At 68.2% G+C, this 14,842-nt stretch carries 12 protein-coding genes; 6 read left to right on the top strand and 6 right to left on the bottom strand.

The window, feature by feature from the left end; genetic code table 11:
- Positions 1-7: 7 nt before the first annotated feature.
- The gene (locus tag ACP26O_RS16690; RefSeq protein WP_175663742.1) at positions 8-640 is read right to left on the bottom strand and encodes a LysE family translocator; all 633 of its coding nucleotides are present in this window, start codon (positions 638-640) and stop codon (positions 8-10) included.
- 130 nt (positions 641-770) lie between these two features.
- A complete protein-coding gene (locus ACP26O_RS16695) occupies positions 771-1,667 on the bottom strand; it encodes a LysR family transcriptional regulator (RefSeq protein WP_175663741.1) in 897 nt (298 codons plus the stop codon).
- A 306-nt stretch (positions 1,668-1,973) separates the two neighbouring features.
- Here ACP26O_RS16695 and ACP26O_RS16700 point away from each other — a divergent pair, with 306 nt between their 5' ends.
- Both ACP26O_RS16700 and ACP26O_RS16705 read left to right on the top strand, forming a co-directional pair.
- The gene (locus tag ACP26O_RS16700; RefSeq protein ID WP_006478949.1) at positions 1,974-2,231 is read left to right on the top strand and encodes a hypothetical protein; all 258 of its coding nucleotides are present in this window, start codon (positions 1,974-1,976) and stop codon (positions 2,229-2,231) included.
- A gap of 274 nt (positions 2,232-2,505) precedes the next feature.
- Entirely contained in the window at positions 2,506-2,805 is a 300-nt protein-coding gene (locus ACP26O_RS16705; RefSeq protein WP_175663740.1) for a DUF4148 domain-containing protein, read from the top strand.
- A gap of 101 nt (positions 2,806-2,906) precedes the next feature.
- Here the strand turns inward: ACP26O_RS16705 and ACP26O_RS16710 are convergent, their stop codons facing one another.
- Together ACP26O_RS16710 and ACP26O_RS16715 are read right to left on the bottom strand one after the other, a co-directional pair.
- Positions 2,907-4,691: a sensor domain-containing diguanylate cyclase gene (locus tag ACP26O_RS16710; RefSeq protein WP_175663739.1), complete on the bottom strand. Its 1,785-nt coding sequence runs from the start codon at positions 4,689-4,691 to the stop codon at positions 2,907-2,909.
- Positions 4,688-5,812, bottom strand: coding sequence for an extracellular solute-binding protein (locus ACP26O_RS16715; RefSeq protein WP_175663738.1), 1,125 nt, complete (start codon positions 5,810-5,812; stop codon positions 4,688-4,690). Before ACP26O_RS16715 ends, ACP26O_RS16710 begins: the two co-directional genes overlap by 4 nt.
- Before the next feature lie 527 nt (positions 5,813-6,339).
- Here ACP26O_RS16715 and ACP26O_RS16720 point away from each other — a divergent pair.
- The 4 genes from ACP26O_RS16720 (at position 6,340) to ACP26O_RS16735 (ending at position 10,694) form a co-directional block, all read left to right on the top strand.
- A complete protein-coding gene (locus tag ACP26O_RS16720; protein WP_175663737.1) occupies positions 6,340-7,773 on the top strand; it encodes a PLP-dependent aminotransferase family protein in 1,434 nt (477 codons plus the stop codon).
- 94 nt (positions 7,774-7,867) lie between these two features.
- Complete coding sequence (locus ACP26O_RS16725) at positions 7,868-8,269, top strand: hypothetical protein (protein WP_175663736.1); 402 nt, start codon at positions 7,868-7,870, stop codon at positions 8,267-8,269.
- Between the two features lie 194 nt (positions 8,270-8,463).
- Positions 8,464-10,248 carry a nitrite/sulfite reductase gene (locus ACP26O_RS16730; RefSeq protein ID WP_175663735.1) on the top strand — a complete coding sequence of 595 codons (1,785 nt, stop codon included), beginning with the start codon at positions 8,464-8,466 and terminating at the stop codon, positions 10,246-10,248.
- Positions 10,245-10,694 (top strand): DUF934 domain-containing protein, encoded by a 450-nt coding sequence (locus ACP26O_RS16735; protein ID WP_175663734.1) that lies wholly within the window; start codon positions 10,245-10,247, stop codon positions 10,692-10,694. The genes ACP26O_RS16730 and ACP26O_RS16735 overlap by 4 nt, the downstream gene beginning before the upstream one ends.
- Before the next feature lie 74 nt (positions 10,695-10,768).
- Here the strand turns inward: ACP26O_RS16735 and ACP26O_RS16740 are convergent, their stop codons facing one another.
- Together ACP26O_RS16740 and mprF are read right to left on the bottom strand one after the other, a co-directional pair.
- Entirely contained in the window at positions 10,769-12,049 is a 1,281-nt protein-coding gene (locus ACP26O_RS16740; RefSeq protein ID WP_175663733.1) for a virulence factor family protein, read from the bottom strand.
- Positions 12,046-14,640, bottom strand: a complete 2,595-nt coding sequence (mprF, locus tag ACP26O_RS16745) for a bifunctional lysylphosphatidylglycerol flippase/synthetase MprF (RefSeq protein ID WP_175663732.1) — start codon at positions 14,638-14,640, stop codon at positions 12,046-12,048. Before mprF ends, ACP26O_RS16740 begins: the two co-directional genes overlap by 4 nt.
- Between the last annotated feature and the right edge of the window lie 202 nt (positions 14,641-14,842).

The following is a 14,842-nucleotide window of genomic DNA, read 5'->3' on the forward strand; positions in this document are numbered from 1 at the left end:
CCGCGATCTAGCTTCGCGACTCGAGCGCGATGCGCACGGCCAGCCCCGCCAGCACGGTCCCCATCAACCAGCGCTGCCCCCGTGCCCAGGCCGGCCGATCGGCAAGAAACCCCGCGATCGAGCCGGCCATGCTCGCGATCAGCGCGTTGACGCAGACGCTGACCGCGATCTGCACGCAGCCCAGTGCCAGCGATTGCACGAGCACACTGCCGTGCCCCGGCGAAATGAACTGCGGCAGCAGCGACAGATACATCACCGCGATCTTCGGGTTCGCGAGGTTGGTGACGAAGCCCATCGTGAAGAGCCTCGCGTCGCTGTCGTGCGGCAATTGCCGGACCTGAAACGCCGAGCGGCCGCCCGGCTTGAGCGCCTGCCACGCGAGATACGCGAGGTACAGCGCGCCTGCGAAACGCAACGCGTCATACGCGTACGGCACGGTCAGCACCAGCGCGGTGATGCCGAATGCCGCGCAGAACATGTAGAACACGAACCCGAGCGCCACGCCGCCGAGCGACACCAGCCCCGCGCGGCGCCCCTGGCAGATCGAACGGGAAATCAGGTAGATCATGTTCGGGCCGGGCGTCAGGACCATGCCGAGCGACACGAGTCCGAAAGCAATCAGGGTGGGCAAGGCCGGCACAGTGGTCTCCTTCGACGCAATGAAGTCAGGGCGGGTGTCCAGCAATGTATTGCATGTCGATGGCTGCCGGCATGAATAAATTGCAAGCCGCCCATGAGCGCGCTTCATCGCGTCGTTGCCCGCCGATGCGCTAGCCGCCCTTTTTCGTCCGCGCCTGAAGCGCCTTTCCCACCTTCGCGCGTTGCGCGTCGACCAGCTTCACGAATGCGTCGGCGACCGCATTGCCGGTCGCGTTCCACGATAGCCGCACGCTGCGTTGCAGCCTCGGCGACAGCTCCAGCACCCGGCCGCCGAACCGTGTATAGGTGAGCGTGATGCGCGGGACGATCGACACGCCCATTCCCGCCTCGGCCATCGACAGGATGGTCCGCATCTCGACCACGTTGAACGCCGCGCGAAGCGACGCACCGTTGCGAGCGAAATAATCGGCGATGACCGGCCCGCACCCCGCCTTCGAGAAAATGAACGGCATCGCGGACAACAGCTTCGCCGACACGCGCTTGCGGCCGTCGAACATGCCGTCCGCCGCCACCGCGACGAAATCCTCGTCGAGCAGCGGCAGATTGTGCGCGAAGGTTTTCGTGCCGGCGACCACGCCGATGTCGGCGGTGCCGTCCTCGAGCCACCCTTCGACTTCCGCGTCCGTGCCTTCGAGCAGCACCGCCGTCACGCCCTCGTGCGCCGCTTTCAACGCCTCGAGCGCGCGGACGACGAACGCGAGCGATACGCTCGGCAGCGACGCGACGACCAGCCGCCCTTCGAGCTTGCCGCGCGCGAGGCCGAACTGCTGGCGCAGCGCCTGCGCTTCCCGGACGACGTTCTGCACGTATGGCCACAGACGTTCGCCGGCGGCGGTCAGGACGACCGGCTGGCGATCGCGCAACAGCAGCTTGACCTCGGTGAGGTCCTCCAGCTCGGTCAACGCGTGGCTGATCGCCGACTGGCTGCGACTGAGCCGATCGGCCGCGGCCGTGAGCGAGCCGAGTTCGACCACGGCCGCCAGGGCCTGCAATTGCGCGAGCGTCATCGCGCCTCCTTGTTTCGGGTCATGTATTTTTCACATGATAAGGTGACGCATCATGAATTAGTTCGAAGCAGGCTGAGGATCTTCGACGGCGCGCGGTTCCGCGCTCACGACCGATGCGCCGCGCCGCGCTCGGGCAAGAGTCGGCCTCGGATCGTGTCGAACGCGGTCGCCCTGGCTCGCGCCGGCGCGGCAAAGCGTGCTCCTCGGCACCCGATCCGATGCGCTCGCCCGCCTCGCACCCGCTAGTCCAGTCGCCGCACGCTCCCGCCCTCTGCCGCGATCCGCAAGACGCGTTAGACTGTCCGGATGGAACAATGCCGTTATTGCCAGAGAATCCGCGATGAATGGGATTGCCACGGGGACGAATGCCGCCGGGCAATCGCGAAGGCACTGCGCCGACAGCGCGCGGGCCTGCCGATGGTGCCCGATCGCATCCGAAACGAACTGCCGTCGGGCGCGCCGACCCAGCAGGTGATCGCGGTCCTGTCGCGCCAGCGCCTGCGCGCGCGTCGCGGCAACGAGGAACGCCGCGAGCGCAAGGAAATCGACGACGACGGCGTCTGATTCGGCAACGCCTCCATCCTGCCCCTCTTCTGGCGCCACGCCGCGGCCGTTCGCGCCTGCGTGGCATACTTTCTCCTCCCGTGCGCCGCCCCCTTTGCAATCCCCGCAACACACAATGGGGACGGAACGAATTTCCCTCGTGATTATTGCCGCGCCCGCAAGGATCTTTCGCTACAACCCGCGTTTACCGTCCATCCTCCGAAGCCTACGATGTAATCAATCGCTTAAGACATTGTGTCGACAGCGAAGTCAGTAGAGAACATCGGAGGTCATCATGAAATCGCTCGTTTCCGCAGTCGTTGCCGCTGTCGCCCTGTCCGCTTCGTTCGGCGCATTCGCTCAAAGCACCGTCACCCGCGCACAAGTGCGCAACGAACTCGTCCAGCTCGAAAAGGCCGGCTACAAGCCGAGCCAGGCGAGCCCGCACTACCCGAACGACCTCCTGGCAGCCGAAGCACGTGTTCGCGCCGCCGACGGGAGCGGCTACGGCGCGCAAGCGGCCCCGGTCGTCCAGGGTGGCGCACCGGTAGTCAAGCCGCAGAACGCGCGCGACTCGGTCTACTTCGGCCACTAAGCCCGCCGCTGCGCGCATCGCGCGCAGTCCGCGCAAGCTACAACGAGCCCGTCCCGCGACGGGCTCGTCGCGTTTGTGCCGCCCCAACGGCCGGCCTGCCGTCAGCGGCTGCCACCCGCCGCCATGCGGCCGGCCGCATCTGCATCGACGCCACCGACACCGCCACCCAGCAGTTCCTGATAACGCACGCACGCGCACTGCGCGGACGCCTTCGCCGCATACATCGCCGCGTCGGCCTTCACCAGCAGTTCCTCGGCGGACGCGCCGTCGGCCGGATATTCGCTGACGCCGATGCTCGCACCCACGGCCAGGTGCCGGTCGCCGAACTCCAGTTCCTCGGCCATCACGATCTGGATCCGCGACGCGATATCGCCGATCACAGCCGGCGCTCGCACGTCCGACAGCAGCACGATGAATTCGTCGCCGCCGAGCCGCGCGGCCATGTCGCCGCTACGCAGCACCTGGCTCAGCCGTTTCGCGACCGCGACGAGCGTGCGATCGCCGGCAGCGTGTCCATGCTGGTCGTTGATCTGCTTGAAGCGATCGAGATCGACGAACATCACCGCCAGCCCCTCGCCCACCGCGGCCGCATGCCGGATCGCGGCATCGAGATGCTCCATGAACAACAGGCGGTTCGGCAGACCAGTCAGCGGATCGTGACCGGCGAGGTGTGTGAGCTCCAGCTGCTTCGCGCGCAGCATCGCGACCTGCGTGCGGATCTCGACACGCATGCTGTCGAAACAGCGCGCCAGCACGCCGATCTCGTCGGCCCGTGCAACGGGCAGCCGTTCGGCGGCCGGATCGTCGAATACGTGGGTGGCCGCACGCGCGAGCATCTGCAACGGCCGCGTGATCGCGCGCGCGAACAGGATCGCGAGAATCACCGCCGCCACGCTCAGCAACAGCACCATCCGGATGATCCGTTCGCCGAGAATCGCGGCCGGCGCCAGCACGTCCGTGAGCGGACGCGCCATGCCGAGCACGACGAAGCGGTTGCCCTCGCTGTTGCCGAACGGCGTGCGCACGAACGCGAACATCTGGCCCGGCGCATCGTCGGGCTGCGTGAGACCGTCGAGCGTCACGTTCGTGCGCGCGCCGACGAACAGGAGCCGCGTGGCGGGAAAGCTGTCCTGCATCAGCACGCGCCGCCCGCGATCGAAGCCGAACGTCTGCGACGGATCGGGATGCACGATGAAATCGCCCCACTCGTTCGCGAGATACACCGCGTAGTCTTGCGGCAGATCGCGCTCGAGCCGGTCGAACACGCGCGACAGTTCGATGTCGACGACCAGCGCGCCGACGACCTGGCCGGCCGTGTCGACGACCGGCGTGCCCACGCGCAGGATCGGCAACCCTTCGGCCGCATGCGAGCCGGTCTCGTGATTGATTTCGATCGGCGACAGGTAGATATGACCGGGCGCCGTCGCGAGCGTATCGATCACGTAGGAAAACTGCCCCTTCTCCTGGAATGCATTCTCCGGCAGCACCACGATGCCGCGCGCGTCGCGATCGACACGGATTCGTTCGAGCCCGTAGTCGCCGCGTGCGATCAACCGAATCTGCAGATACTCGGGGTGATTCCTCATGAAGCTGCGATACACCTGCTCGAGCCGCGTGCGCGGCGCGCGATCGGCGCTGTCGCCGCCGGCAACGAACGCCGACGACGGCAATTGCGCGAGCACGAGTGCATCGTCGGCCACGTCGGACAGCGCGGTCGTGAAGCGCTGTCCGAGCAAGTGCGTCGACATCAGCAGGCTGTGCTGCGCTTCCTGCACGAGCATCGTCCGGTTCGCGCGGTACGTATAGTAGCCGGTGGTGCCGGACGCGATCACGCCGATGCATGCGAACAGCACCGACAGCTTCGACGTGAGCCCGAGCCTGATCATTTTTCGAACGACGCCGGCCGGTCGCCCGACACGATGCGGCTCCACAACGACTCGCGCCGCGCGATGTCCTCGACCGGCTGGAGCCACACGAGGTGCTGGTGGCCGGTCTGCAGACCGGGTGGCGGCGCGAGCGTATTCGCGAGCCCCTGACGCTCGGTCAGCAGCGCGCCGATCACCGGTTCGAGCATGTAATTGATCCATGCGAACGCGAGCTCGCGATGCTCGGCGCCGCGCGTGACGCCCCAGCAGTCGAGCCACGCGAGCGCGCCTTCGTCCGGAATCACGTAGCCCACATCCGCGCCGGCGCGCCGCAGCTGCTCGACCTGCTGCGTGCCGTAGTTGCCGAACATCAGCGCCGCGCGATGCCGGATGAACAGCGCGGTCGCTTCTTCGGGGAGCGTGTAATACGTGAGCAGGTTGCGTCGCAAGTCGATCAGCTTGTGCGCGACGGCGAGCGTTTGCGCGGGCGACAGGTGAAACGGATCGGCATAGCCGAGCGCGAGCGCGGTGAACGAAAAATTATGCTGCGCGCTGTTGAAGTCGAGCACCTTGCCGCGGTAGCGCGGGTTCCAGAGCTCGAGCATCGAGCGCGGCGGGGCCGGCACCTGCTTGCGATCGTAGATCAGCCCCATCGACGAATACGTGAACGGAATCGCGTAGGTCGAGCCGTTGCGCACGAGCCCGCCGATCGTCGCGAGCTGCTGGAAATTCGGCAGTTGCCGCCGGCGGTTCGGGATCTGCGACAGGTCGATCGGCGTGAGCAGGTCGTCGTGCGCGTAGCGCTGGATCTCGGCCGTGTTGGCCGCGAGCACGTCGTACGGCGGCGGCGATGCGCTGTGCATCCGCGTCCACAACGCTTCGTCGGAATCGACGAACGTCACTTCGACGCGTACATGAAAGTGCGTCTCAAATGCATTGACGACATCGCTGTCCGCATAGCCGGGCCACGCGAGCACACGCAGCACGTTGTCGCCGACGGTTTCGGGAGAAGCGGCACACGCAGGCAGGGCCGGCAGGCCGAGCGTCAAGACGACAAGCAACCGGCACACGGCACGGCGCGCACGCCGGCGCGCGCCGATTCGACTGATCAATCGGTCCCCGTCCGAATTCCCCGTATGCATTCGACTTTCCTTTTTTCGAGTCGATGCGCGATCGTGCAACAAGACCATAAAAAATATCGCCGCGCAATTGGAACAAGCCGCACGCAGATCGTGCCCGCCCATGCAGGAACGACCTGTATGCATGCGTTCGATTGCGTGTCGTCGCACGCAAACGATCCCGTATCGGCGAATGAAGAATGATCAGGAGAAAGTCGTTACACGACGGCGGGCGGTTGCAGTTGCAACGAGGGCGGCATACGGCATGCACGGCGCACGCATTCGGTGCGGTCGGCGTGCACCCGATGCGGATGTCCTCGCGCGAGTATGTTGATCGCATCGCCCACGTCGTCGTGATCATCGGCACGCCCGCACCCGACACAACCGAACGCGGCCTGAGTTGACGAAGCACAGGAAGCGCCACGCAAGCACGGCCGGCAGCCGCCGTCGCGCTTTCCTTTTCGGAGCGCCCGTCGGACAATGACCTCCCCCCGCCGGCGCGGCGTCGCACCCACCTCGCGCACGGCGGCCACGTGCTCCCGTCCGCACCGATGAAACGCTACGAAACCCTCGCTCACACGATCGCCGACGAAATCCGCAACGGCAACCTCGCGGTCGGCACGCGCCTGCCGTCGCTGCGGCAGATCATCGCGCAACATGGCGTGAGCCAGTCGACGGTGTTTCGCGCGTACTACCTGCTCGAACAGTGGGGGTTGATCCGCGCACGCGAGCGCTCCGGTTATTACGTCGCGCCGGGCGCGAGCCCCGCAGCGAACGCGCCCGCGAAACGCCGCGCGAGCCGCGCCGGCGCGACGCGCAAGGTCGACATCAGCGATCTCGTGTTCTCGGTGCTCGACGCCGCGACGCAGCCCGGCATCGTGCCGCTCGGCTCCGCATTTCCGTCGCCGCAGCTGTTTCCGCTGCAGCGCCTCGCGAAGTCGCTCGCGCAGGCGACGCGGCTCGTCAGCCCGTGGAGCACGGTCGTCGATCTGCCGCCCGGCAACGAGGCGCTGCGCCAGCAGATCGCGCGACGCTATCTGGCCACCGGCATCGCGCAACCCGTCGACGAGATCGTCGTCACGAACGGCGCGCTGGAAGCGCTGAACCTGTGCCTGATGGCCGTCACTCGGCCGGGCGACATCGTCGCGGTCGAGTCCCCCGGCTTCTATGCGGCGCTGCAGGCGATCGAGCGGCTCGACCTGCGTGCGGTCGAGATTCCCGTCGATCCGCGCACGGGCCTCGATCTCGATGCGCTCGCGAACGCGCTGGAGCGACACGACATCCGCGCGTGCTGGTTCATGACCAATTTCCAGAATCCGACCGGCGTCACGCTGTCGGCCGACAAGAAGCGCGCGCTCGTGGAGATGCTGGCCGCGCGCGAGGTGCCGCTGATCGAGGACGACGTGTACGGCGAGCTGCATTTTGGCGCCGACTACCCGCTACCCGCGCGCGCCTACGACCGGAACGGCCTCGTGATGCATTGCAGTTCGTTCTCGAAGACGCTCGCGCCCGGCTACCGGATCGGCTGGGCCGCCGCCGGCCGTTTCGCGGAAAAGGTGCAGCGGCTCAAGCTGATGACCACGCTGTCGGCGAGCATTCCCGCGCAGGCCGGCATCGCGAACTATCTGGAGCATGGCGGCTACGATCGTCACCTGCGCAAGCTGCGCGGTGCGCTGCAGACACAGCTCGCCCACATGGACGACGCGCTGCGGCGCTGGCTGCCGCCCGACGTGGAATGGGTGCGGCCGGACGGCGGATATTTTCTGTGGCTGTCGTTTCCCGACGCGATCGACGCGATGGAACTGCATCGCCAGGCGATCGCGCGCGGCATCAGCTTCGCGCCGGGGCCGCTGTTCTCGGCCGCGCACGGCTTCGAGCGCTGCGTGCGCGTGAACTTCGGCCATCCGTGGAGCCGCGACATCGAACGCGCGATCCGCGTGCTCGGCGAGCTGGTCGCCGAGCCGGCGGTACGCAAGGCCGGGTAAGCCCACGCACGGCGCAGCACACCGCCGCCGTGCAGCCGTCGCGCAACCGGGTTACATTGCGAACCCCTTCGCTCCTTCACACGAGTCCCATCTGATGAGCGCATTGCCCTACCTCGATCCCGCCGCGCTGCTGAAGCTCGCGGCCGAAGCCGCCGGCGTCACGCAGCCGTGCATCTGCACGAAGACGTCGCTGGCCGGCTGGACGAGCCTGCCGCTGTCGCTGCAGGACACGCAACTCGCCGAAATGGCGACGCTCGCGCCGCCCGACGAGCCCGAGCCGACCTACGACGAATACCATCCGGCCGGCACGCGCTACGCGTCCGACGACGCGCCGATCGCGCCGCGCCACTTCCCGTACAACCGCTGCAACGTCAGCCGCTGCGTGTCGTGTGGCCGGCTGTATCTGCGCTACCAGGAGGGCGGCGGCTACTTCATCGACCAGCGCATCCGCGCACTCGATCCGTCGTTGGTCGTCGACGCACCCGCGCAAGCCTGAATCTCATCCGGGCGTGCACCGCGCATGCCCGGCGTTCGCCGGCGCGGCATCGATCTGCTGCGCCCTTTTCGTCCCGATCTGCTGCTTGTCCCGCCGCCTCGCGTTCCCTACGCTGTCTCCGGTTGCCCGACACCCGTCGCAACGTCCCCTCCCGAGCGGCGCCCTGCGTTGCCGCTCATCTCGCGTATCACGTCATGTACCGATATACCGATTTCGACCGGGCGCTCGTGCACAGCCGCGCCGCCCAGTTCCGCGACCAGCTCGAGCGCTGGCAGCACGGCACGCTGAGCGAGGACGCGTTCCGGCCGTTGCGCCTGCAGAACGGCTGGTACGTGCAGCGCCATGCGCCGATGCTGCGCGTCGCCGTGCCGTACGGCGAACTGTCGAGCGCGCAGCTTCGCGTGCTCGCGCGGATCGCACGCGACTACGACGTGCCCGACGACGCCACCTATCGCGCCGCGTGCGACGCGCAGGCGTTGCTCGGCACGCTGCGCCTGCCGACCGGCAACGCGCACTTCACGACCCGCACCAACGTCCAGTTCAACTGGATTCCGCTCGCGAAGGCGGCCGACGTGATGGACCTGCTCGCGACCGTCGACATGCACGGGATCCAGACGAGCGGCAATTGCATCCGCAACATTTCGTGCGACGAACGCGCGGGCGTCGCGCCGGACGAGATCGCCGATCCGCGTCCGTTCGCCGAGGCGATGCGCCAGTGGACGACGCTGCATCCGGAATTCGCGTTCCTGCCGCGCAAGTTCAAGATCGCGATCACCGGCGCCGCCGAAGATCGTGCGGCGACGGACTGGCACGACGTCGGGTTGAAGCTCGTGCGCAACGACGCCGGCGAACTCGGGTTTCGCGTGAGCGTCGGCGGCGGCATGGGCCGCACGCCGCTGATTGCGACGCTGCTGCGCGCGTTCCTGCCGTGGCAGCACGTGATGAACTACATCGAGGCGATCGTCCGCGTGTACAACCGCTACGGGCGGCGCGACAACAAGTACAAGGCGCGCATCAAGATCCTCGTGAAGAGCGAGGGGCAGCGCTATATCGACGACGTCGAGGAAGAGTTCCGCCAGATCGTCGAGCATGACGGCGGCCCGCACACGATCGCGCAGGCCGAGTTCGACCGCATCGCGGCATCGTTCGTCCCGCCGCGGCTGACGTCGCGCACGCTCGACCTCGACGCCGCCGAAGCGCGCATGACCGCGCACGCCAATCGCCATCCGGCCTTCGCGCGCTGGCTCGCGCGCAATGTCGCCGCGCACCGCGACCGCGCGCTGCGCATCGTCACGCTGTCGTTCAAGCGCCGCCTGCAGGCGCCCGGCGACGCGTCGCCCGAGCAGCTCGACGCGCTCGCCGAGCTCGCCGACCGCTTCTCGGCCGGCGAGGCGCGCGTCACGCATGCGCAGAACGTGGTGCTGCCGTGGGTGCACGTCGACGATCTGTTCCTGCTGTGGGAACACGCGCGCGCGATCGGCCTGGCCAGCGCGAACGTCGGACTCCTGACCGACATGATCGCGTGCCCCGGCGGCGACTTCTGCGCGCTCGCGAACGCGCGCTCGATCCCGATCGCCGACGCGATCGCCGAACGGTTCCAGGATCTCGACATGCTGCACGACGTTGGCGACATCGACCTGCACATCAGCGGCTGCATCAACTCGTGCGGCCACCATCACAGCGGGCACATCGGCATCCTCGGCGTCGACAAGGACGGCGCGGAGTGGTACCAGGTGACGCTCGGCGGCTCGGACGGTTCGAGCGCAAGCGGCGCCGCCCGGCCGGGCAAGGTGATCGGACCGTCGTTCTCGGCGGACGAGATCGTCGATGTCGTGGATGCGCTCGTCAACGTGTATCTCGACGCGCGGCTCGACGCCGACGGACGCTGCGAGCGATTCATCGACACGGTGCGCCGCATCGGCGCCGAGCCCTTCAAGGCCGCGGCGAACGACGCACGTCACCACGCGGAGCATGCATGAACCCGACCGACGAACCCGCCGGCACGAACCCGCGCATCCGGCTGCTGACGCCGGCCGAACACGCCGACGATGCAAACGCGTCCGACACCGCTACCCTGACGATCGGCAACGACGAGGAACTGCCGCCGCTCGCCGCACGGATCGCGCAGGCCACGCGCATCGACCTGCATTTCCCGTCCTTCACCGACGGCCGCGCGTACAGCCAGGCGTACCTGCTGCGCAAGCGCTTCGGCTTCGCCGGCGACCTGCGCGCGACGGGCGACGTGCTGATCGATCAATTGCTGCTGATGGAGCGCACCGGGTTTTCGAGCGCGGTGCTGGGTGCCGATGCCGATCTCGCGGCCGCGCGGCGGCAGCTCGACCGGTTTCCCGGCTTCTATCAGCGCGACGCGAGAACGGCGACACCGCGGCAGGACGCCGCGACGCTAGCGGAAACGGAAAAGTAAAAACGGGCAGCCATGCAGGCCGCCCGTTCGATGAACCGCAAGCGCCGCGCCCGCCGCGAAGCAGGCGCCGGCGTTCAGCGCGCCGCCACCGGCTTGCCGAACGCGCCGAGGATCTTCTTCTCGAGCGCGATATAGTCGTGGCCGAAGTGGTGGTCGCCGCCCGTCTTGATCACGTCTGCGCCGGTATTCGCGAGCGCCGGGCACATCGTGTCCTGCTCTTCCGCGCCGTAGAAGCACTGCACGAGCGACGGCGGCACCTTCGCGATTTCCGGTGCAACCTTCATCGCCTTGTCGCTCGCCGGCATCCCGAGCCAGCCCGTCACGCGGATCTGGAAATCCGCCGCCGGCGCGAAACCGAGCAGCGACATCACCGCGACCTTGTCGCGCAGGTCGGCCGGCAGCCGGTTGTACGCGAACGGCATCACGTCCGCGCCGAACGAGTAGCCGACCAGCGCCACGCGGTTCGCATGCCAGCGCGCCATGTACGTGCGCATCACGCGCGCCAGGTCGCGGCTCACCTGTGCGGGCGGCTTCTCGCTCCAGAAGTAGCGCAGGCTGTCGATGCCGACCACCGACACGCCGTCGCGCTGCAGCGCCTCGGCGATCGTCTTGTCGAGATCACGCCAGCCGCCGTCGCCCGAGATCACGATCGCGAGGCGGTCGCTGCCGCCCTTGGCCGGCAGCTCGACGAGCGGCAGGTCCGACACGTCGAGCTCGTCGTTGCTGCTCGTGTCGTGCAGGTGCGACGTGACGAGCGACACGAGCTTCGCGGTGTCGCCGGCCGCGGCCGTTTCGACGAAGCCCGGCATCGCGCGGCGCACGATCGTCGGATCGGGCGGGCACGGCTTGAAGCGCGCATCGAGCTTCGCCGCCGGCTGGACCGACACGACGCCGGCGATCGTGTTCTCCGGCGCCATCGCCAGGATCTGCTTCGCGATCGCGCCGCCCTGGCCCACGCCCGCGACGATCGGCGTGTAGTAACGCGCCGATTGCGCGAGGCGTTCGAGCTGGTGGCTGACCGCCTCGGCGTCGCCGTCGAGGTGGTGACAGGTTTCCTGCTTCGCGGCGAGGTTCGCCGCATAGCGCGCCGAATCCACGCCGACCGTCATCGCGCCCGCTTTCGCGAGCGCGTCGGCCGCCTGCTGATCGGCGGCACCCCAGCCGCGCTCACGCGAGAACAGCACGACGAAGCCGCGCAGCGGACCGCTCGGCTTCGTCACGGTCACGGGGCCATAGCGGCCGCCCGACACGGTTTCCGGTTTCGTCGCCGCCGGCTGCGCCGCGAGCGCGGCGCCGGCCAGCATCATTCCCGCGCAGGCGACTGCCGCCTGCGCGATACCCTTCTTCAACATCATGAGCGCCGACCTCCAGCCAGCAGGGACAGATCCGCGAGCGTGACGAACACGCCGACCGAGCCCGAGGCCGCGAGATAGCGCGGCTCCCAGTGCGGCTCGAACTTGCTCTTGAATGCGCGCAAGCCACGGAAGTTGTAGAAGCGGCCGCCGAAGCGCCAGACCATCAGCCCGAACCGGTGCCACGGCGACGGCATCTTCGCCGCCCCCATCCCCGAGAACGGCGCGATACCCAGGCTCAGCTTGCGGAACCCCGCTTCCTTCAGATGCAGCGCGAGCTGCGTAAACAGATACTCCATCGCATACGGCGACGCTTCCGGCAGGTGACGCATCACGCCGACCGTCGCCTCGGTGTTGAGGTCGGTCGTCATGAACGTGACGAACGCGATCGGCTTGTCGGCCTGGCGCACCAGCATCACGGACTGCGTCGCGAGATAGCCGTCGTGGAACGCGGCCACCGAGAAGCTCTTCTCGCGCGCGTCGCGGCTGTCGAGCCAGCCGTCCGAGATGTCGCGCAGCGCCGGCAGCGCGGCCGGCACGTCGCACGGCGCGATCACCTCGACACTCAGCGCGTCCTTGTCGCCGCGGCGCAGCGCGTAGCGCAGGTGCGAACGATTCGAGCCCTTCAGATCGAACCGGTCGAGCGCGATGTGCGCTTCCTCCCCGAGCTTCATCAGCGTGAGCCCCGCGTCGAGGTACAGCGGCAGCGCGTTCGCGCGCACCTGGTAGAACGCCGCGCGGCCGCTGTGCGCGTGCGCCAGCGCAATGAACTTGCTGATCAGCGCCGGCCATTCCTCGCGCGGGCCGACCGGATCGTGCAGCGCGGCCCACGTGCGGCCGTTTTTCGCGTACATCAGGAACGCGCGGCGCGATTCGGAGAACAGGAACGACTTGTCGCCCATCAACGCGAGGCCCGCATCGCTGCATTCCTGCGCGCGGATGATCTGCTCGGCGTCGAGCAGGTCCTGCGCGACCGGCTTCACGAAACGGCCCGGTGCGGGGCGCAGCAGCTGCCACAGCGCGAACAGCGCGACGAACACGCCGGCCGCGAGCGTGGCGCGCAGCGCGCGCGGCGCGCGTGCGTCGAACGAGAAATGCGACCACAGATCGCGCGTGTACGGCACATCGCGGAACGCGAAGCACAGCACCCACACCGCGAGGATCAGCACCATCGTCACCGACACGAACCAGCTCACCGTGAAGCGCTCGGCGAGCAGCGACGAATGCCGGCTGAAGCGGCGGCGGCTGACGAGCAGCAGCACCAGCAGCGTGCCGAGCACGCCGGCCTCGACGAACGCGAGGCCCTTCGCCAGCGACAGCGCGAGGCTCGCGAGCGTCAGCGCGAAGGTCATCCACCACGCGCCGTCCAGCCGGCGCAGCAGCCCGCGCGCGACGAACAGCAACGCGACGCCCAGCACGCTGCAGATCACCTGCGAGCCTTCGAGCACCCACAGCGGCACGATGTTGCGCAGGATCGCGATCCGGTGCCAGAACGCGGGCGTCGCGCTCGAGATCACCAGCATCCCGCCGACCGCGAAGGTCACGAGGCTCAGGAACAGCGGCGCCAGTTGCGACACGCGCGCGGCCTGCCGCGACACGAGCCGGCCCCGCAGCGCGCGGCCCTCGAAGCCGGCCAGCAGGCCGGCCGACAGCACCAGCGGCACGCCGAAGTAGATCGCGCGATAGGCGATCAGCGCGGCGACCATCGCGTGCGCGGGCACCTCGCGGCCCAGCGTGAACACCATCGCGGCTTCGAATACGCCGATCCCGCCCGGCGTATGACCGATCATCCCGAGCAGCAGCGCGGCCGCGTAGACCGTGATGAAGGTCGGGAAGCCGACCGGCGCGACCGGCAGCAACACCCACAGCGTCAGGCCGGCGGCCACGACGTCGAGCACCGCGTAGACGACCTGCGCGACGAGGTCACGCCGTGCCGGCACGTCGAACGCGAGCCATTTGAAGCGCGTGACGACCGGACGCGCGGTCTTGCCGCACAGCGCGACCACGACGGCCAGCACCACGAGCAGCGCGGCGCCGCTCCACATGAGCACGCCCGGCGCGACATGCAGCATCGCGGCGAGCGTCTGCGGCACGCAGACCATGCCGACCGCCGTCATCAGCACCAGCGCGAGCGCGAGCGTGCCGCTCGTGAATACCGTCATCCGGCCGATCTGCGCGGGCGTGACGCCCGACACGCCGTACACGCGCGCGCGTACGGCGCCGCCCGTGAGCGCGCCGAAGCCGGTCGCGTTGCCGAGCGCGGAGCCGGCGATCGAGCCGATCCACAGCGCGGCGCGCGGCACCTTCGCGGCGACGTAGCGCAGGCCGACCGCATCGCGGGCGACGAGCGCGAGATAGCTGAGCGCCGTCGCGGCGAGCGACGCGCCCCATTCGCCGACGGACATGTGGCGCAGCTGGCGGATCACCGACCGGTAGTCGACGGATTCGGACAGGTGCTGGAAAACCACGATCAGCAGCAGGCCGATGCCGAGCGCGAGCAGCGGCGACAGCACGCGCTCGTTGCGGATCAGCGTCGACACACGGGCGATCGCCGCCGCGGCGCGGCCGGGCGGACCAGAGTGGCGGGAAGACATAGATTGTTCAGTGGCGGTGCATAGCTTGTCGCGGCGCGGGACGGCCGGGCGGCGACGAATCTTGGTTGTTGTGCGAGGGCGGCCGGCTTAGGTCCAAAGCACGGGCGCCTGAATCAGAACTGGCGAGTATACGGAATTTATATTACAGAATCTTTCGGTCTCGCACCGGGCGGTTGGGGCGCGGCAGGTGCATCAATGGCGC

It is taken from the genome of Burkholderia sp. R-40 (genome assembly GCF_049942845.1).
GTDB lineage: Bacteria > Pseudomonadota > Gammaproteobacteria > Burkholderiales > Burkholderiaceae > Burkholderia > Burkholderia ambifaria.